Annotated in this window: 15 protein-coding genes; 10 read left to right on the forward strand and 5 right to left on the reverse strand. The window is 44.5% G+C overall.

Features of this window, described 5'->3' with window-relative positions:
- Positions 1–95 precede the first annotated feature (95 nt).
- On the reverse strand, positions 96–2,171 hold the full coding sequence (gene metG / locus R8N47_RS04405) for a methionine--tRNA ligase (RefSeq protein ID WP_064354181.1): 2,076 nt from the start codon (positions 2,169–2,171) through the stop codon (positions 96–98).
- A 162-nt stretch (positions 2,172–2,333) separates the two neighbouring features.
- Here metG and apbC point away from each other — a divergent pair, with 162 nt between their 5' ends.
- From apbC to R8N47_RS04420, 3 genes are all read left to right on the forward strand, one after another.
- A complete protein-coding gene (gene apbC, locus R8N47_RS04410; RefSeq protein WP_064354180.1) occupies positions 2,334–3,410 on the forward strand; it encodes an iron-sulfur cluster carrier protein ApbC in 1,077 nt (358 codons plus the stop codon).
- A 180-nt stretch (positions 3,411–3,590) separates the two neighbouring features.
- Positions 3,591–4,232: a uridine kinase gene (udk, locus tag R8N47_RS04415; RefSeq protein WP_005380833.1), complete on the forward strand. Its 642-nt coding sequence runs from the start codon at positions 3,591–3,593 to the stop codon at positions 4,230–4,232.
- Between the two features lie 188 nt (positions 4,233–4,420).
- Positions 4,421–6,508 (forward strand): AsmA family protein, encoded by a 2,088-nt coding sequence (locus tag R8N47_RS04420; RefSeq protein ID WP_064354179.1) that lies wholly within the window; start codon positions 4,421–4,423, stop codon positions 6,506–6,508.
- Positions 6,509–6,570: 62 nt separating this feature from the next.
- Here R8N47_RS04420 and cobO read toward each other — a convergent pair whose 3' ends face one another.
- The gene (cobO, locus tag R8N47_RS04425; RefSeq protein ID WP_005380837.1) at positions 6,571–7,176 is read right to left on the reverse strand and encodes a cob(I)yrinic acid a,c-diamide adenosyltransferase; all 606 of its coding nucleotides are present in this window, start codon (positions 7,174–7,176) and stop codon (positions 6,571–6,573) included.
- Positions 7,177–7,293: 117 nt separating this feature from the next.
- Between cobO and R8N47_RS04430 the strand changes: the two genes are divergently transcribed.
- The gene (locus tag R8N47_RS04430; protein ID WP_053304232.1) at positions 7,294–7,743 is read left to right on the forward strand and encodes a low molecular weight protein-tyrosine-phosphatase; all 450 of its coding nucleotides are present in this window, start codon (positions 7,294–7,296) and stop codon (positions 7,741–7,743) included.
- A 60-nt stretch (positions 7,744–7,803) separates the two neighbouring features.
- Here the strand turns inward: R8N47_RS04430 and R8N47_RS04435 are convergent, their stop codons facing one another.
- Both R8N47_RS04435 and rne read right to left on the reverse strand, forming a co-directional pair.
- Positions 7,804–9,363: a SulP family inorganic anion transporter gene (locus tag R8N47_RS04435; protein ID WP_005380840.1), complete on the reverse strand. Its 1,560-nt coding sequence runs from the start codon at positions 9,361–9,363 to the stop codon at positions 7,804–7,806.
- 332 nt (positions 9,364–9,695) lie between these two features.
- Positions 9,696–12,695, reverse strand: coding sequence for a ribonuclease E (gene rne, locus R8N47_RS04440; RefSeq protein ID WP_064354178.1), 3,000 nt, complete (start codon positions 12,693–12,695; stop codon positions 9,696–9,698).
- Between the two features lie 639 nt (positions 12,696–13,334).
- On the opposite strand from rne, the gene rluC reads away from it, so the two are divergent.
- Positions 13,335–14,279 carry a 23S rRNA pseudouridine(955/2504/2580) synthase RluC gene (gene rluC, locus R8N47_RS04445; protein WP_021033985.1) on the forward strand — a complete coding sequence of 315 codons (945 nt, stop codon included), beginning with the start codon at positions 13,335–13,337 and terminating at the stop codon, positions 14,277–14,279.
- 58 nt (positions 14,280–14,337) lie between these two features.
- Here rluC and R8N47_RS04450 read toward each other — a convergent pair whose 3' ends face one another.
- Positions 14,338–14,919: a Maf family protein gene (locus R8N47_RS04450; RefSeq protein ID WP_005380845.1), complete on the reverse strand. Its 582-nt coding sequence runs from the start codon at positions 14,917–14,919 to the stop codon at positions 14,338–14,340.
- Positions 14,920–15,068: 149 nt separating this feature from the next.
- Here R8N47_RS04450 and yceD point away from each other — a divergent pair, with 149 nt between their 5' ends.
- The 5 genes from yceD to fabD all read left to right on the forward strand — a co-directional run bounded on the left by yceD (position 15,069) and on the right by fabD (position 18,814).
- Positions 15,069–15,593, forward strand: a complete 525-nt coding sequence (gene yceD / locus R8N47_RS04455; protein WP_005387307.1) for a 23S rRNA accumulation protein YceD — start codon at positions 15,069–15,071, stop codon at positions 15,591–15,593.
- A gap of 59 nt (positions 15,594–15,652) precedes the next feature.
- Positions 15,653–15,823, forward strand: a complete 171-nt coding sequence (rpmF, locus tag R8N47_RS04460) for a 50S ribosomal protein L32 (protein ID WP_005396978.1) — start codon at positions 15,653–15,655, stop codon at positions 15,821–15,823.
- Positions 15,824–15,833: 10 nt separating this feature from the next.
- The gene (gene plsX, locus R8N47_RS04465; protein WP_017633846.1) at positions 15,834–16,859 is read left to right on the forward strand and encodes a phosphate acyltransferase PlsX; all 1,026 of its coding nucleotides are present in this window, start codon (positions 15,834–15,836) and stop codon (positions 16,857–16,859) included.
- Positions 16,860–16,864: 5 nt separating this feature from the next.
- Complete coding sequence (locus R8N47_RS04470) at positions 16,865–17,815, forward strand: beta-ketoacyl-ACP synthase III (RefSeq protein WP_017821385.1); 951 nt, start codon at positions 16,865–16,867, stop codon at positions 17,813–17,815.
- A 75-nt stretch (positions 17,816–17,890) separates the two neighbouring features.
- Complete coding sequence (fabD, locus tag R8N47_RS04475; RefSeq protein ID WP_005387313.1) at positions 17,891–18,814, forward strand: ACP S-malonyltransferase; 924 nt, start codon at positions 17,891–17,893, stop codon at positions 18,812–18,814.
- Positions 18,815–18,827 lie beyond the last annotated feature (13 nt).

The following is an 18,827-nucleotide window of genomic DNA, read 5'->3' on the forward strand; positions in this document are numbered from 1 at the left end:
TAGAATTCTCTTTGTAGTACAATCAAGCTTAATCGATAAGCTTAACTGCGAGAAAAGGCTTAACTGATTTAGTTAAGCCTTTTCAATAAAGATACTTACATTACGCGCATACCAGGTTGAGCGCCTTCGTGTGGCTCAAGGATCCACAGGTCACTACCACCAGGGCCTGCCGCTAGGATCATACCTTCAGACATACCAAACTTCATCTTACGAGGTTTTAGGTTTGCAACCATTACCGTTAGTTTGCCTTCTAGCTCTTCAGGTTTGTAAGCTGACTTGATGCCAGAGAATACCTGACGAGTTTCACCACCGATGTCCAATTGGAACTTAAGCAGTTTGTTGGCTTTTGGTACTTCTTCACAAGAGATGATACGAGCGATACGCATATCTACTGCAGCAAAAGCATCGAACTCAATCTCTTCAGCGATTGGCTCTTTGTCTAGCTCAGTTTCGCTAGCCTTGTTCTTTTCCGCTTCTGCTTTCTCTTTCGCCGCCATTTCTGCCGCCGCATCTTCTTTAGATGCTTCGATCATCGCTTCAACATTCTTCGGATCGATACGGTTGAACAGTGCTTTGAACTTAGTGATCTCGTGGTCTGTTAGTGGAGCAGCGATGTTTTCCCAAGTTAGCTCTTGGTTTAGAAACGCTTCAGTACGCGCAGCTAGCGATGGCATTACTGGTTTCAGGTAAGTCATCAGTACGCGGAACAGGTTGATACCGACAGAACAGATGTCTTGTAGTTCCTGATCTTTGCCTTCTTCTTTTGCTACAACCCACGGTGCTTTTTCATCAACGTATTGGTTAGCTTTGTCTGCCAATGCCGTGATTTCACGGATTGCACGACCAAACTCACGCGTTTCGTAAAGCTCAGCGATACGGTCAGCAGCAGCAACAAATTCGTTGTAAAGTTCAGGCTCTGCAAAGTTGTCAGACAGTTTGCCTTCAAAACGTTTCGCGATGAAACCTGCGTTACGAGATGCCAGGTTAACGATCTTGTTAACAACGTCAGCGTTTACGCGCTGAGTGAAGTCTTCAAGGTTAAGATCTAGATCATCGATACGGCTGTTTAGCTTCGCAGCGTAGTAGTAACGTAGACACTCAGGGTCTAGGTGCTCTAGGTAAGTGCTTGCTTTTACGAACGTACCTTTAGACTTCGACATTTTCGCGCCGTTTACGGTTACGTAACCGTGTACGAATACGTTGTTAGGCTTGCGGAAGCCAGAACCTTCTAGCATTGCTGGCCAAAATAGGCTGTGGAAGTAAACGATGTCTTTACCGATGAAGTGGTACAGCTCTGCTGAGCTGTCTTTTTTCCAATACTCGTCGAAATCTAGGTCGTCGCGCTTGTCACATAGATTTTTGAAAGAGCCCATGTAGCCGATAGGCGCGTCTAGCCACACGTAGAAGAATTTGTTTTTCTCACCAGGGATCTCGAAGCCAAAGTATGGTGCGTCACGTGAGATATCCCATTGCTGCAAACCAGATTCGAACCATTCTTGCATTTTGTTCGCTGTTTCAGCTTGTAGCGAGCCAGAGCGAGTCCACTCTTTTAGCATGCTTTCAAACTGAGGCAGGTCGAAGAAGAAGTGCTCTGAATCTTTCATTACTGGCGTCGCACCAGAAACCGCAGATTTAGGATTGATCAGTTCTGTTGGGCTGTAAGTCTCACCACAGTTGTCACAGTTGTCACCGTACTGGTCTTCAGACTTACATTTTGGACAGGTACCTTTTACGAAACGGTCCGGTAAGAACATCTCTTTTTCTGGATCGAACAGCTGAGAGATAGTGCGGCTAGAGATAAAGCCATTTTTCTTCAACTCAAGATAAATGTGTGACGCTAGCTCACGGTTCTCATCTGAGTGTGTGCTGTGGTAGTTATCAAAGCTGATATCAAATCCAGCGAAGTCTTTTTGGTGCTCTTCGCTAACTGCGGCAATCATTTCTTCAGGAGTAATACCCATCTGTTGCGCTTTAAGCATGATTGGCGTGCCGTGAGCATCGTCAGCACAGATGAAGTTTACAGTGTTGCCGCGTAGGCGTTGGTAACGAACCCAAATGTCCGCTTGGATATGCTCAAGCATATGACCAAGGTGGATCGAACCGTTAGCGTACGGAAGGGCACAAGTTACCAGCATTTTCCTTGACGGAAAGTTTTTTGGATCGTTTGCCATACTTAATATTCGCTTTTCTTGATAGGTATAAATAAATTTTGATGGATAATACTACCCCATGAACTGACTAACTCCAAGGTGTCAAACTGCGGAATGCCTTAGTTTTTTTGGGGTTCTGGTTGAGCCTGGACGGTGGTAGCATGACATCTAAAAGGAGGGCTTATGCATCAGTTCACTTCAAAACAAGATTTTTGTCACTGGTTTAACCAATTCCAACATCTACATTTGGTGGAAAACTGGGCAGATATTCATGGCGCAATTTCGATTACGACACAGGGTTCTATTGATATAACGTTGCCATTCGCAAGTAATGAGCTTCAAACCGTACTGCATGACTGGATCAAACAGCAGCAAGCCTCGGGTAAAGTGGCTGAATTCCCATTTAATATTCGCCTTGGAGTTAAAGCTTTAGAAACTCAAGTGGCTAACTCGGTTAAGGGTGTTAAGAACATCATTGCCGTCAGTTCTGCGAAAGGTGGCGTTGGTAAATCTACTACCGCAGTTAACTTAGCGTTGGCGATTGCTCAATCTGGGGCGAAAGTGGGATTGTTGGATGCAGATATCTATGGTCCGTCTGTACCTATGATGTTGGGGCAAGAAGATGCTAAACCAGAAGTTCGTGATGGCAAGTGGATGGAACCCATTTTTGCTCACGGCATCTATACTCATTCTATCGGTTATTTGGTGGATAGATCAGAAGCGGCGATATGGCGCGGTCCAATGGCTTCAAAAGCGTTGTCGCAGTTATTAACTGAAACAGATTGGCCAGATTTGGATTATTTGGTGATTGATATGCCGCCAGGTACGGGGGATATTCAATTGACGCTGTCACAACAAATTCCGGTAACAGGTAGCGTGTTAGTCACAACGCCGCAAGATTTAGCCCTTGCCGATGCAAGGAAGGGAGCGGCAATGTTTAACAAAGTCCATGTCCCGGTTATTGGTGTTGTGGAAAACATGAGTTATCACATTTGTAGTCAATGTGGCGCGAAAGAGCATATTTTTGGTATGGGCGGAGCTGAAAAAATGTCGCAAGAATTTGGCTTAGCATTGTTAGGACAAATTCCGCTTCATATCTCTATGAGAGAAGATATTGACGCTGGCGTGCCAACGGTAGCAAGACGCCCAGAAAGTGAGCATGCAGGGTATTATAAGCAACTTGCCGATCGCGTATGTAGCACGATGTTTTGGCAAGGCAAAGCAAAACCAGATGCGATTAGCTTTACAATGGTGAACTAAGTTTACTATGCCTGCTGGTTGATAATTGCACATTTTAACGTTTGCTCGGAGGTTAATCCTCTGAGCAGGCAGAAACTTATGACTAAACCCTAATTCCAACTAGTAACTATGGGGTGAACTCCCTATAATCAGGCAGTTTATCTTTTTATGTGACTAGAAATCATCATCGGGTGCAAACTAATGTCTGATAATAATCAATGCGTCATCGTAGGTATTGCTGGCGCTTCTGCTTCTGGAAAAAGTCTGATCGCGAGCACTATTTATAATGAGCTTCGCGCGAAAGTAGGCGATCATCAAATCGGTGTCATCACGGAAGATTGCTACTACAACGACCAAAGCCACCTAAGCATGGAAGAGCGAGTAAAGACGAACTACGATCACCCGAGTGCGTTGGACCACGACCTACTGTGTGAGCACCTAGAAAAATTGGTACGTGGTGAAGCAGTAGAAGTGCCTGAGTACAGCTACACTGAGCACACAAGAACAATTAACACCACCACAATGACACCTAAAAAGGTGATCATTCTAGAAGGTATCCTTCTTCTTACAGACCCTCGTCTTCGTGATTTGATGCATGCGACAGTATTTATGGACACACCGTTAGATATTTGCTTGCTTCGCCGTGTTAAGCGTGATGTGGAAGAGCGAGGCCGAACTATGGAGTCTGTTCTTAAGCAATACCAACAAACAGTACGTCCGATGTTCATGCAGTTTATCGAACCTTCTAAGCAATATGCGGACATTATTGTTCCTCGCGGTGGTAAAAACCGTATCGCAATTGATGTATTAAAAGCTCACATTGCAAGACTTTTGAAAGCTTAAGCCTATAGACGGCTATATCGCTTTATTTTTAGGAGAAGAAGTGGCACCTTAAGTGCCACTTCTTTTTTTGTTTTTAAATTAGTCAGTTGCAGGTTAAAACCAGACACTTTTCACGCTTTTGTGGAACTGTCAGCGGCAAATGGAGTCTGCGCTTATAATTGTAAAAACACTCGAGCAAGGAAAAACAAATGAAGAAACTGCTCTTAATTCTAGCAATACCGATTGTGGTCATTTTGGTCGCAATTTTAGCGTTAACCATCTTCGTCAATCCGAATCAGTTTAAACCCCTTATTGTTGAGCAAGCGCAAAAGCAAACGGGATTAGAGTTGGTGATTGAAGGGGATATCAGTTGGCAATTTTTCCCATCAATTGGCTTTGAGTTGGGACATACAGAATTGCGAAACCCACAAGGCTTTAGTAAACCCAATTTATTCAAAGTTGATACCGTTGGTGTAGACATCTCTGTTATGCCACTTTTTAGTCAACAGCTTGAAATTGGAAACGTCACGCTTGATGGTGCTGAGTTCTACATTGAAACCAAGAAAGATGGCAGCAAGAATATTGATGCACTGACGAAAGCCCAAACACAACAAGCAGAACAAGAGAGCAATGCTGCGCCTACGCAAAATGGTGAAACGCAAACTTCTGGTTCTGATTGGAGTATTAATCTTGCTGGCGTTACGGTTTCTAACGGTTCATTAGAAATGCAGGATAAGCAAGCCGGTAGTTACACCAAACTTTATGATATTTCATTAAACCTTTCCGAATTCGCTTTTGACAACTGGACAACGGCTGATTTTGGCGTGAAGGGCGAAATGAACGACCAAAAGTTCACCGCGAAAGGTCAGGCAGACTTTAAGCTAGAAAAAGGTTTGGCAAACTACGCGCTAAAGAACATCAACTTTGATGCGACATACTCTGACCCTGCCAATAAAATTGAATCGGCAACGATCGGTTTAGACACGTTTGAATTCGATAAAGTAAATAACCTGACTTATGCCATTAAGGGTGTCGCTGGTGGTATGAAGTTAGATATGCAGGGTGCTGGTCAACTTAGCGTGGACAAGGCTATCAGCAAAGTACAGTTGGATAAGTTAACTCTTAAATCGACTTTTGAGGGTGATGCTTTACCTCAGTCCCCGATGAAAGTCGACATGGTGTCTGATCTGTCTTTCGACCTAACGAAAAACCATCTGAGTTTTGTTCTAGAGAAGTTAACAGCGAATGCTATCGCCCTAGATGGTAAGGCAGATGTGACACTCGGTGATATTCCTAAAGTACGCTTTGCTCTCCATAGCCCCAATATCGATCTTGATGAGTTTTTAGGGTTAGATAAGCAAGCTGCCGAAGGTAATAAGCCTGCTTCTGGTGGCGAGAGTGCTCCTGCCGGACCTGAGGTTGAGCCTGATTTGTCTGCGTTGAAAACGTTAGATGTAAAGGGTGACATTACCATCGACAAATTCAAAGCGGCAAATGCGAAGATGGAAGCGGTAAAAACGAGCTTCACTGTAAATCGTGGCGTGTTTGAGCTTACATCATTTAGTTCGAAGTTGTACCAAGGCTCAATCTCAGCGACAGCGAAGTTAGATGCACGCCAATCACCAGCGACTTACAGCGTTAAAAAGTCAATCAAAGGCGTGAAAGTTCAACCGCTACTTATAGACGTTGCTGAGAACGACAAACTTGAAGGGACAGGTAACATTGATGTGAATGTTACAGGTAAGAGTCTCACGCCTACCGGTATCAAGAAGAATCTATCTGGTACGGTTGTTATCAATTTTGCTGACGGTGCGGTGAATGGCATCAACGTTGCTCAGTTGATTCGTGAAAACTATGCGAAATTTAAAGGGCAAAAAGTTGAAGGCACCAATGAAGCTAAGAAAACAGACTTCAGTGCGATGACGGCGACATTGAAACTCAACAAAGGTGTAGTATCAACGGATAATATGCAAGCTCAGTCTCCATTGTTACGTGTTCGTGGTAAAGGTATCGCAAACTACATCAATGAAACAGTCGACTTTACTATCAGCACGTCAGTTGTAGGCAGCCTAGAAGGCCAGGGCGGTAAAGATATAGATGAGCTGAAAGACATCACGATTCCAATCAATGTGTCTGGTAAGTGGGCAGAACCTAAATTCAAGCTCGTATTCGATGATGTTCTGAAGCAGAAAGCTCAAAAAGAAATCGATCGTGGCGTGGAGAAGCTAACGGACAAAATCAAAGACGAGAAAACCAAAGATGCGGTCGATGGTTTATTGAAGAATCTTTTCAACTAACCGTGCGTGAAAACCAAAAGGGTTGGCATTTTGCCAACCCTTTTTAAATTACTCTGCGAGTGTTACCAATCGACGCCTTTGAGGGCTTTTACGCCAGATTCAAATGCGTGCTTTACATTTTTCACTTCAGAAACGGTATCGGCCATTTCAATCAGGGTTCGATGTGCGCCACGCCCAGTAATAATAACCGACTGCATTTTAGGTCGGTTGCTCAGCGCTTCGACCACTTCGTCTAAGTCGATGTAGCCGTAGCTCACCATATAAGTTAGCTCGTCAAACAAGATGACATCGATAGAGTCGTCTTGCAGCATGCGTTTACATTCTTGCCATACGCCTTGCGCTGCTTCGGTATCAGCGGCTTTGTTTTGAGTTTCCCATGTAAAGCCGGTCGCCATTACTTGGAATTCAACGCCGAGTTTCTCAAGTAGGTTGCGCTCACCGTTGTCCCAAGTACCTTTAATAAACTGCGCGACAGCACAATTCAAACCATGACCCACTGCGCGTGCGATCGTACCGAATCCTGATGTCGATTTACCTTTACCATTTCCGGTAATGATCAGTAGCAGACCTTTTTCCTCCTGAGCAGCAGCGATTTTTGCGTCTACCTGTTCTTTGACTTTTTGTTGGCGAGCTTTATGGCGTGCTTCTTTATTTTCTTCGATAGACATAATACTTCCTTAATTCCTTTTCGTGCTGTGCCCAAGCTAATTTGGGTTCATTGATTTATCTCGCTATGATAGACCAACATATCGTGAAGAAAAACCACCGATAATTCAGGGAATAAAATGAAGAAAATACTTGTTGTTTGTATGGGAAACATTTGTCGGTCACCAACTGGAGAGGCAGTGTTAAGAGCGAAAGCTCAAAAGCTAGGCGTTGAAGTAGAGGTTGATTCGGCAGGTACAATTGGCTACCACGCAGGAAACCGACCGGATTCAAGAGCGATGGCAGCAGGAAAGCAGCGAGGTTATTCTTTTAAAGGAATGCAAGCGCGCCAAGTCACCATTGATGACTTTGAAAAGTTTGACCTTATATTAGCCGCAGATAAAGCAAATTTGGCCGATTTATTGGATATTTGTCCGTTGAAGTATCGACACAAAGTATCGTTATTTTTAAGTCATTCTGAGTCAGTTTACGACGAAGTCCCGGACCCATATTATGGTGGGGAAGATGGCTTTGAACTGGTGCTTGATTTAATCGAAGAGGCATCAGACGCAATTTTGAAGAAGCTATAATCACCGTGCTTGAAGACAATAGAAAAAGGGATGAGCTCAGCTCATCCCTTTTTATTCGTGTTAACCCGCTAGTATGTCGGTTGCGACTTTGTAGCTTGGGTCTTCCTTCACGTTAATTTCAACCAAGCTGCCAGCTTTGTCCAAAAGTTTACGACAATCTGGGCTTAGGTGACGAAGGTGTAGCGTTTTACCTTGAGCATTGTAACGCTCAGCCAGTGTTTCAATGGCTTCAATTGCAGAGTGATCAGTCACGCGAGAGTCTGCAAAATCGACAATCACATCTTTTGGATCTTCAGGCGCGTTAAACAACTCCAGGAAGTTAGCCGCAGAGCCAAAGAAAATAGGGCCGTGAATCTTGTACTCTTTTGAACCTTCCTCGTTTAAGCACGTGTCGGCATAGATGTGCTTAGCGTGTTGCCATGCAAACATTAATGCAGAAACGATAACACCAACCGCTACGGCAACAGCAAGGTCAGTAAGAACAGTAACAACGGTCACAAGAACAATAACGAAGAAGTCTTGCTTCGGTACGCGGCGTGCTAGCTTAAATGTTGCCCATTCGAATGTACCAATGACAACCATGAACATCACACCAACCAGAGCAGCGAGTGGGATCATTTCAATTAGCGAAGAAGCGAATAAGATAAACATCAATAGAGCGATAGCCGCAACGATACCAGATAGACGGCCGCGACCACCTGAGTTTACGTTGATCATCGACTGACCAATCATCGCACAACCACCCATTGCGCCAAACACAGAACACGTCATGTTTGCCATACCTTGACCGATACATTCGCGGTTAGATTGACCACGAGTGTTCGTCATCTCATCTAAAACTGTCAGTGTTAGTAGAGATTCAATTAGACCAATGGCCGCTAGAATGATCGCGTATGGAAGAATGATTTGTAGAGTTTCTAGCGTAAATGGCACCGCCGGAATAGAGAAGGTCGGCAGTGAACCTGCGAGTGTTGCCGCTTCATCACCAGACATTGTACGCAGGAAGTCAACAACAGTGCGAGTTTCCAGATCCAAACCAACCACTAAAGCAGTCACCGTTACGATTGCAACAAGTGAAGAGGGTACAGCCGTTGTGATTTTTGGTAGAAAGTGAATGATTGCCATAGTTAGCGCAACCAAACCAAGCATTAGTAGCATTTGGTCTTGTGGTAGCCAAGTAAGCATGCCGTTGATATCTGGCGCTTTAAACTGACCCAACTGAGCTAGGAAGATAACAATAGCCAGACCGTTCACAAAACCAATCATCACAGGGTGAGGTACGATACGGATGAACTTACCCAATTTAAACATACCAGCGGCAATTTGAAGAATACCAGCGAGCATGATGGCTGCGAATAGGTACTGGACACCGTGAGTCGCGACAAGCGAAACCATTACGACTGCCATGGCACCTGTTGCACCAGAGATCATGCCGGGACGACCACCGAAAATGGAAGTAATAAGACCAACGATGAATGCAGCGTAAAGACCGACCATCGGATCTACGCCTGCGACGAACGCAAATGCGACAGCTTCAGGAACCAATGCTAGCGCAACGGTTAAGCCTGATAGCACATCATTTTTTACGGAGTGCTTAGAAAATTGGGGAAATTCGAACATGTTTGTTTTTAAGTTCTCTTTGCAATGAGTTAAACCCGACACATATTCGTATTTGCACAAGCCACTGGAAGGTTGAATTTTAATCAAACATTGCAGTGTAAACCGTAGTATTAAAAGAGCAGCATCAGAATGGTGTCGAAAACTTGAGTCGGCGCATGCTACCGAAAAGTGTGATTAAGTTCAAGAATGATACGAATAATGGCGTACAAATGTGATCACGAATTGGTATTTATATGAACAATTTTTTGGGCAAATATGAAGATAAAAAAGGCTACCAGATGGTAGCCTTTAATTTATTTATGCCGTTAAGCAGTTGAACGTAATGATTTAGCCTAGTTAAAGTTAGGCTTTGTCATCTCTGCCGATGCACGGTTTTTAGCCACTTGGCTACCAGCACCTTTAGCTTGGTAACGTTCGGTTTTAAACGGTGCTGCTGCAACCGTGATTTCGCGTAGCTCTTGAGGGCCAGGTGCTTTCGTCATCGGTGCGCTAGCGTTTAGCTTAGCCGCAACTTTAATGGCTTCGACTTTAGGCTCTGGTTTATCTACTGGCGCTTCGGCTACAATCTCTTTTGCTGCTTCAACGATAGGCTCTACCGATGCTGTTTCTACTACTGCCGATTCAGCTTTTTCTGCGATTACTGTTTCAACAACAGGTGCTTCTACTACTGGAGCTTCCACTTTCGCTTCAACGGTTTCTTGAACCTTGTGTTCAACAACTGGCGCATCTGTTACGACAGGTTGCTCGCGACGAATAATCACTTTACCCATTGCCATTTCTGGACACGCAAAGCCACCTTGGATTGTAGGTACTGCTGCTACAGCTTCTTCCTTAACTCGCTCTTCCTTCTTAGGTGCTGGTTTCGGAATGTAACGTGGCATTACTTTACCCATAGCCATTTCAGGAGAAGCGACACCTCCCTTACGTAGGCGGAACGGGTTAGGGCGGCGATCACGGCCACGGCGACGACGCTGGCCGCTTGCACGCAGGTGACGTGGCGAACGACGATTACGACGTTGCTTAGACTCTGCTTGCTTGTTGTCTTGCTGTGCCTCTACCGCTGCTTCTGTTGGCTTTTCAACTTTAGCTTCAACCGTTTCTTGAGTCTTAACCGCTGTTTCTTCGGCTTTCTTCTCAATAGCTTCTTGGTCCTTAACGCGTACAGACTTGTTCAATTTGCGACGTTGGCGGCGCTCTTTCACTTTTTCTGCTTTCGCATTTTGCTGCTTCGGTTTGCTCTCTTCTGGTTTTGTTTCAGTACGAGCTTCCGCTGCTAGCTGCAGACCTTTTTCCGCTACTTTTGCGTTTGCTTTCTGCTCTTGGGCTTTATCTGCCTGTTGAGCTTTAGGTTTACGCTTTTGGTTACGGTTTTGCGGTTTATTTGTTTGTTGTTGAGCTTCGTTTTGCTCATTAGCCTGCTCATCACGAGGCTTACGACGACGTCGGTTATCGCGATTGTCGCGGTTATCACGATTATCACGCTGGTTGTTATTGCGACGACGATCGTTGCGATCACGTTTGTTACGTCGATTATCGCGATTTGGTTTTTTCTCTTCCTGAGGTTTCTGTTCTTCTTTTGTTTCTTCAGAACCACCGAATAGGAAGCTACCAAGTGCTTTAAACAGACGGCTGAACAATCCAGGTTTCTCTTCTTGTTCAACGTTTTGTTCTTTCTTCTTCGCCTCAGGAGCTGGTTTAGCTGCTGGTGCAGGTGCGGTTTGAGACGGAGCAGCAAAGCCTTTAAGAACTGGCTCTTCAATTCGTTTTGGTTTTACGTCAACTTCCGCTGGCTCTTTACCTTCTGCTTCTTTCATTGCTTCCAGTTTCTTAGGAAGTAAGTAAGAAATCAGATCGAACTCTTCGCCTTCACGAACACGGATAACTTCAAAGTGCGGTGTTTCCATATCAGAGTTAGGAACAACCGTAATTTTCACTTCTTGAATGCGTTCGATATGGTTTACTGAACGACGTTTTTCGTTCAATAAGTAAGAGGCGATTGGCACAGGTACGACTGCAAGTACTTGTGCTGTGTTGTCTTTTAGCGCTTCCTCTTCAATTAAACGAAGTACAGAAAGTGCTAGAGATTCGTTGTCGCGAACGACACCAGTTCCGCTACAGCGAGGACAGATGTGATGGCTTGCTTCTGCAAGAGAAGGGCTCAAGCGCTGGCGTGACATCTCCAACAAACCAAAGCGAGAAATACGACCGATTTGTACACGAGCGCGATCAAGACGAACGGCTTCACGTAGACGGTTTTCTACTTCTCGTTGGTGACGAACTGGGGTCATATCGATAAAGTCGATAACCACTAAGCCACCCAAGTCACGTAGACGTAATTGGCGAGCAATTTCGTCGGCTGCTTCTAGGTTCGTGTTTAGAGCTGTTTCTTCAATATCGCCGCCCTTGGTTGCACGAGCAGAGTTGATATCGATAGACGTTAGTGCTTCAGTCGGGTCAATAACAATAGAACCACCAGATGGCAGACGCACTTCACGTTGGAAAGCCGATTCAATTTGGCTTTCGATTTGGTAGTGGCTGAATAGTGGAACTTCGCCTTCATATTTCTTAACGCGGTTAAGGAAATCAGGGCGCACCAATTGAATGTGCTCTTTTGCACGTTCGTAGATGGTGTTGCTATCAATTAAGATTTCGCCAATATCACGACGCAAATAGTCACGGATTGCACGAACGATAACGTTACTTTCTTGGTGGATTAAGAATGGAGCAGGGTTAGAGTCCGCTGCACCTTTGATTGCACCCCAGTGGTTAAGTAGTACATTCAAATCCCACTCAAGCTCTTCAGCACTCTTGCCAACGCCAGCAGTACGTACGATTAGGCCCATGCCCTGAGGCAGTTCCAAAGTACTTAATGCGGCTTTTAGTTGAGTACGCTCGTCACCTTCGATTCGACGAGAAATACCGCCAGCACGAGGGTTGTTAGGCATCAGAACAAGGTAACTACCAGCAAGAGAAATGAAAGTAGTAAGAGCAGCGCCCTTGCTTCCACGTTCTTCTTTTTCCACTTGAACGATAACTTCTTGGCCTTCCGTTAGCACTTCTTTGATGCTTGGACGACCTTGGTAGGTGTAACCTTCAGGGAAATATTCGCGGGCAATTTCTTTGAGAGGGAGGAAACCGTGACGCTCGGCGCCGTAATCAACAAATGCGGCTTCTAAGCTTGGTTCGATACGTGTGATACGTCCTTTGTAGATATTCGCTTTTTTAGATTCATGTCCTGGACTCTCGATATCAAGATCGAAAAGTCGCTGGCCATCAACCAGAGCGACACGCAACTCTTCTTTTTGAGTTGCGTTAATTAACATTCTTTTCATTGAAAATTCTCGTTGTCTTTTCTTTTATATCTTTCTTGTCGACTTGCCACTGTTTTTTCGCTCTTTCACGGTGCCTGATCCCATGGCTTGTATTTTGCAGCCTCCCGGCTGGAAGGGGATGCTCTCGGGCACTTCAGTCATCACAAGCCTCTTGTGGTTTCTGTTGGAAACGTAGACTTGTGACCCGCTATTTGGGCGGTAGGTACTCAACGTGAATATGCGAGGAGTAGGGTGGCAAGAGTGTTGAATTCGATGTGTCTCACGCCAATGCTGCACTCGACCTTCAACGATCTACTCACATTGCTTGAGGATAAATGATTGGTAATGAATAAAATGTAACCAAACCTTCCTTAGCAGCTGTGAACTATAGCAGTGCGCGTGGCTATCAGCAATCTGCTTTCACGCAAACGATAGAAAATTTGCCGCTAAACTCAAAATTTCTATTTTATAACTGGCTGTTTCATAAGCAATTGAGATGTGCAAACTGTTCAAGACAGAAAACAAATTGAGAACTTGATTGAGAGTTTTAATAATTTAAACAAAAGCTTGGCGAAATTTAGACCAGTATGTGCCACGGAGTGTTTCTTTTACGACAAGAATAATGTGAAGTCGCACGAAATTGAGTTTACAATACCGCCCATGAACGAAATAAGAACAAAAGTCCAGTTCGTCGATATCGACGAAGATATGGCGGGTCAGCGCATTGATAATTTTTTGCGCAACCAATTAAAAGACATTCCTAAAAGCATGATTTACCGAATTGTGCGTAAGGGCGAAGTGCGCGTAAATAAAAAGCGTATAAAAGCAGAGTACAAGTTAAAAGCAGGCGATCTCGTTCGTATTCCACCGGTGACCGTCGAGAAAAAAGATGACGATGTCGCACCAAGTACGAAACTTAACAAAGTCGCTGAGTTGGAAAATATGATTATCTTCGAAGATGATCATATGTTGATTCTAAACAAACCATCTGGCACCGCTGTGCATGGTGGCAGTGGTTTAAAGTTTGGTGCGATTGAAGCGCTTAGGGCTCTGCGTCCTCAAGCTCGCTTTCTTGAACTTGTGCATCGTATTGACCGTGATACTTCAGGGATTTTGCTGGTTGCTAAGAAGCGTTCTGCACTTCGTCACTTGCAAGCCCAGTTTCGTGAAAAGACAGTAAAGAAGTTTTACTTAGCTCTTGTCATGGGGCAATGGAAAAGCAGTTGTAAGGTTGTGAACGCGCCACTGCTCAAAAACGAAGTGAACAGTATTGTTCGTGTTAACCCTAATGGTAAGCCGTCAGAAACGCGTTTTAAGATTTTGGAAAAGTTCGAACAAGCTACATTGATTCAGGCGAGTCCGATTACTGGTCGAACTCACCAAATCCGAGTTCATACGCAATACACTGGTCACCCAATCGCTTGGGATGATCGCTACGGTGATCGTCGCTTTGACGCTTACACAGGTCAAGTTGGTTTAGATCGTTTGTTCCTACACGCGGCAAACATCAAGTTCCAACACCCATCAAATGATGAGTGGATGGAAATCAACGCACCGATGGAACCGAAACTAGAAAAAGTGTTGGCGGGTTTAAGAAACGCGTAACCATGTTTTCCTCGCGGATGCAAAAGGGAGCCTGTGGCTCCCTTTTATCGTATTTGGGTTAAAGGACATCGAGTCCTTGAACATGCAACATATCAATCAAATCAATCAATGGTAGTCCGACAAGTGTGTTCGGGTCTTTACCAACTAATTTCGTAAACAAGCAAATTCCCATGCCTTCGCTTTTAAAGCTGCCTGCGCAGTAAAAAGGTTCTTCCCTGTCGACGTAGCGTTCGATTTGTTCAAGCGTTAAATCTCTAAAGTGCACCTCGAAAGAATCAAAGCCGACTTCTGTATGGTTTGTGACGGTGTTATGTACCGCAAGACCAGTATAGAAAGTGATGACTTTTCCACTTTGAGCCAAAAGTTGATTTATCGCGTTATCTCTATTTAAAGGCTTGCCAACGATTTCACCATTAATGACACAAACTTGGTCACTGCCGATAACTAAACTTGCTTTATCCGTCTGGCAAGATATTGCTTTCTCTTGGGCCAGTCTCTGCACAAGTTCAGTTGGCGTTTCTTGGTCAAAAGGTGTTTCATCGCAATCAGGTGATAAACAAACGAATGGTAGTGAGAGCTTTTCAAGCAGTTGTTTACGAAAAGGGGAAGTTGAGGCTAAAACCAGTTGGTAATTTTTCATTTTGAATTACAATTCGTGGGAGCATTTCCAATAGGATAATCGATCAAAAATGATTCTGGCTAATGCTCTGTATGTTAAGCGCAAAAAAGTACAACTTTTTTGCCTTTTTCTTTGACTAATTTTGATTTGGAAGATAATATTCGCGCCCTATGCAAAAGGTAAAAATACCGCGAACGGTTGACCCAGCTAAAGCTGCACAGAAACGATTGGATTACGATGGCATCATCCAAGCTAGTCTTTTCAAGCGCTTAGTGGAAACAACTGAAGGCGTAAAACGCGACGCAGAAGTCTCATTGTCATTTGGGATGGATGAACAGCGACTCGTTGTTATCTCTGGTAAAGCTAACATCGAAGTCGATTTAGAGTGTCAGCGTTGTAATGAGGTATTCGCACATGAGTGCGAAGTTGAATTCCTTTCTACTCCTTACTACGGTGAGAAAACAGAACAGGAAGCACCAGAAATTTATGATTTGGTAGATCTAAATGAATATGGTGAATTAGACCTCATACAACTTGTTGAAGACGAGTTCATCTTAGCATTACCTCAAATTGCGATGCACGATGAAGCGGATTGTAGCGTTGATTCAAATAACATGGTTTTTGGTGAGATTCCTGAAGAAATTGAGGAAGAAAAACCGAATCCATTCGACGTTTTGAAAAGTCTGAAAAAGTAATAGGTGTGGTAGCCGATTCTTCTTCAGGTTTTTAACCCAATAGTATAGGAGTAGGGTCAATGGCCGTACAGAAAAACCGTAAAACTCGTTCTAAGCGCGGTATGCGTCGTTCACACGATGCGCTAACTACAGCTGCTCTATCTGTAGACGCGACTTCTGGTGAAACTCACCTACGCCACAACGTAACTGCTGAAGGTTACTACCGTGGTCAAAAGGTTATCAACAAGTAAGGTTGAACCTTTGCAAAGTATTACCGTTGCACTTGATGCAATGGGCGGGGATTTCGGTCCACGCGTAACAGTGCCTGCCGCCGTGCAGGCACTGTCTCATTTCCCAGAGCTAAAAGTGATTCTTATTGGTGATCAATCTCTGATCACGTCTCAATTATCTCAACTCGGTACCTCGACCAGTTCCCGCTTGACTATTCTTCACAGCGAGAAAGTTATCTCGAACTCAGAAAAACCTTCATTGGCGTTACGTAATAGCCAAAATAGTTCTATGCGTATGGCTATCGATTTGGTTTCTGAGCAGAAAGCGGATGCTTGTGTTAGTGGTGGCAACACCGGTGCATTAATGGCACTATCGCGTTTCATTCTTAAGTTACTTCCTGGCATTGAACGTCCTGCTTTAGTTTCCGCTTTACCGACGATTACCGGAAAGCGTACTTGGATGCTGGATCTGGGGGCGAATGTATCGTGCGATGCTGATAGCTTGTTCCAATTTGCTGTAATGGGCAGTGCATTAGCTGAAGAACACTTGGGTCGTCCTCCTCGCGTTGCTGTACTCAATATTGGCGCAGAAGAGATTAAAGGTAACGATTTAGTCAAACGTTGCGCAGAAATGCTTTCTCAGACCGATGCGATTAACTTTGTCGGTTATATTGAAGGTAATCAAATTTTGCATGATGTTGCTGACGTCATTGTTTGTGATGGATTTGTCGGCAACGTATGCTTAAAAGCCAGTGAGGGAACAGCTCAACTTTTTATCGAAAAAATTAAAACCAGCATAATGGCATCAACGATAAAGGGTTGGATAGCTAGAAAGTTGTTTTCTAGGCTGTTTAATGAACTAAAAACACTGAACCCCGACCAGTATAACGGCGCAAGTTTGCTAGGATTGCGCGGCATTGTCATAAAAAGCCATGGAAGTGCGGATGTATCTGCGATTGTCAATGCACTTGGCGAGGCAGTACACGAGGTCAAACGACAAGTACCAAGCCGTATTAGCGATCGTTTGGAAGCGGTTTTACTCGAGAGGCATTATTAGTCTTCATGTATAGCAAAATTTTAGGTACTGGCAGCTACCTGCCATCTCAGGTGCGTACAAACGCAGATCTAGAGAAAATGGTAGATACAAGTGATGAGTGGATCGTTGCTCGCACGGGTATTAAAGAGCGTCGAATTGCTGCAGAAAACGAAACTGTAGCAGACATGGCATTCTACGCAGCTGAAAACGCTATCGATATGGCGGGTATTGATAAAAACGATATCGACCTGATTATCGTAGCCACAACGAGCAGTAGCCATACTTTCCCTTCATCTGCGTGTCAGGTGCAGGCAAAGCTTGGCATTAAAGGTTGTCCAGCTTTTGACTTAGCCGCTGCTTGTTCTGGTTTTGTGTACGCATTATCTGTTGCAGACCAACATATCAAATCTGGTATGTGCAAAAACGTACTTGTGATTGGTTCAGATGCTTTGTCTAAAACGTGTGATCCGACAGACCGTTCAACCATCATCCTATTTGGTGATGGTGCCGGAGCCGTTGTCGTAGGCGCTAGCCAAGAGCCTGGCATTATCTCTACCCACATATACTCGGATGGTCAATTCGGAGAGCTTCTAAGCCTACCTGTACCTGTGCGGGGGCAAGATGCGGATAAATGGCTTCATATGGCTGGGAACGAAGTATTCAAAGTCGCTGTAACTCAGCTATCGAAACTAGTAAAAGATACGCTTGAAGCCAACAACATGCATAAGTCTGAACTAGACTGGCTAGTGCCGCACCAAGCGAACTACCGCATTATTTCAGCAACAGCGAAGAAACTTTCGATGTCACTAGACCAAGTCGTGATTACACTTGATAAACACGGCAACACATCAGCTGCAACTGTGCCAACAGCACTAGATGAAGCGGTACGTGATGGTCGTATTAAACGCGGTCAAACTCTGCTTCTTGAAGCGTTTGGCGGCGGATTCACTTGGGGCTCGGCCCTTGTGAAGTTCTAAGTTTCACAAGAATTCAAAATTTAAGGTGCACTTGGTGCATCTTATTTCTTTTTACTTTGCTTAAAGGAAAACAACATGAGCAAGTTTGCTATCGTATTTCCAGGTCAAGGTTCTCAAGCTGTAGGTATGCTTGCAGAACTAGGCGAACAATATGACGTAGTAAAACAAACATTTGCAGAAGCATCTGACGCACTAGGTTACGATCTATGGGCGCTTGTTCAAAATGGACCTGCAGAAGATTTAAACGAGACTTTCCGTACTCAACCAGCTTTGCTAGCTTCATCTGTTGCAATCTGGCGTGTATGGCAGGAACTTGGCTTAGAGCAACCAGCAAACCTAGCCGGTCACAGCCTAGGTGAGTACTCAGCACTTGTATGTGCGGGTGTTATTGACTTTAAAGAAGCCATCAAGCTGGTTGAATTACGTGGTCAACTTATGCAAGAAGCAGTACCAGCTGGTACTGGCGCAATGTACGCGATTATCGGTTTGGCTGATGATGCGATTGCAAAAGCGTGTGAAGACGCAGCGCAAGGCGAAGTGGTCTCTCCAGTAAACTTTAACTCGCCTGGTCAAGTCGTTATCGCTGGTAGCAAAGACGCAGTAGAGCGAGCTGGTGCGCTATGTAAAGAAGCCGGTGCGAAGCGTGCGCTTCCTCTTCCTGTTTCAGTACCTTCACACTGTGCACTTATGAAGCCAGCAGCGGAAAAACTTGCTGTAGCTCTTGAGTCTATCGAATTTAACTCACCACAGCTGCCAGTTATCAACAACGTTGATGTGGTTGCTGAGACAGATCCTGCAAAAATCAAAGATGCGCTTGTTCGTCAGCTACATAGCCCAGTTCGTTGGACTGAAACAGTTGAACTGATGCACGAACAAGGCGTAGAAAATCTTCTTGAGCTTGGTCCTGGTAAAGTTTTAACAGGTCTAACAAAACGTATCGTGAAAACGCTAACTGCAGCAGCAGTGAATGATATCGCATCGCTAGACGCTGCGAAGTAATCCATCAAGCGAT

The sequence above is a fragment of the Vibrio sp. 2132-1 genome, assembly GCF_033344315.1.

Coding starts and splice junctions, on each gene's coding strand:
- yceD (WP_005387307.1), top strand. CDS start 15,069: ATGCAAAAGGTAAAAATACCGCGAACGGTTGACCCAGCTAAAGCTGCA.
- rpmF (WP_005396978.1), top strand. CDS start 15,653: ATGGCCGTACAGAAAAACCGTAAAACTCGTTCTAAGCGCGGTATGCGT.
- fabD (WP_005387313.1), top strand. CDS start 17,891: ATGAGCAAGTTTGCTATCGTATTTCCAGGTCAAGGTTCTCAAGCTGTA.
- R8N47_RS04435 (WP_005380840.1), bottom strand. CDS start 9,363: ATGTTCGAATTTCCCCAATTTTCTAAGCACTCCGTAAAAAATGATGTG.
- apbC (WP_064354180.1), top strand. CDS start 2,334: ATGCATCAGTTCACTTCAAAACAAGATTTTTGTCACTGGTTTAACCAA.
- R8N47_RS04470 (WP_017821385.1), top strand. CDS start 16,865: ATGTATAGCAAAATTTTAGGTACTGGCAGCTACCTGCCATCTCAGGTG.
- rluC (WP_021033985.1), top strand. CDS start 13,335: ATGAACGAAATAAGAACAAAAGTCCAGTTCGTCGATATCGACGAAGAT.
- cobO (WP_005380837.1), bottom strand. CDS start 7,176: ATGTCTATCGAAGAAAATAAAGAAGCACGCCATAAAGCTCGCCAACAA.
- rne (WP_064354178.1), bottom strand. CDS start 12,695: ATGAAAAGAATGTTAATTAACGCAACTCAAAAAGAAGAGTTGCGTGTC.
- R8N47_RS04450 (WP_005380845.1), bottom strand. CDS start 14,919: ATGAAAAATTACCAACTGGTTTTAGCCTCAACTTCCCCTTTTCGTAAA.
- metG (WP_064354181.1), bottom strand. CDS start 2,171: ATGGCAAACGATCCAAAAAACTTTCCGTCAAGGAAAATGCTGGTAACT.
- udk (WP_005380833.1), top strand. CDS start 3,591: ATGTCTGATAATAATCAATGCGTCATCGTAGGTATTGCTGGCGCTTCT.
- R8N47_RS04420 (WP_064354179.1), top strand. CDS start 4,421: ATGAAGAAACTGCTCTTAATTCTAGCAATACCGATTGTGGTCATTTTG.
- R8N47_RS04430 (WP_053304232.1), top strand. CDS start 7,294: ATGAAGAAAATACTTGTTGTTTGTATGGGAAACATTTGTCGGTCACCA.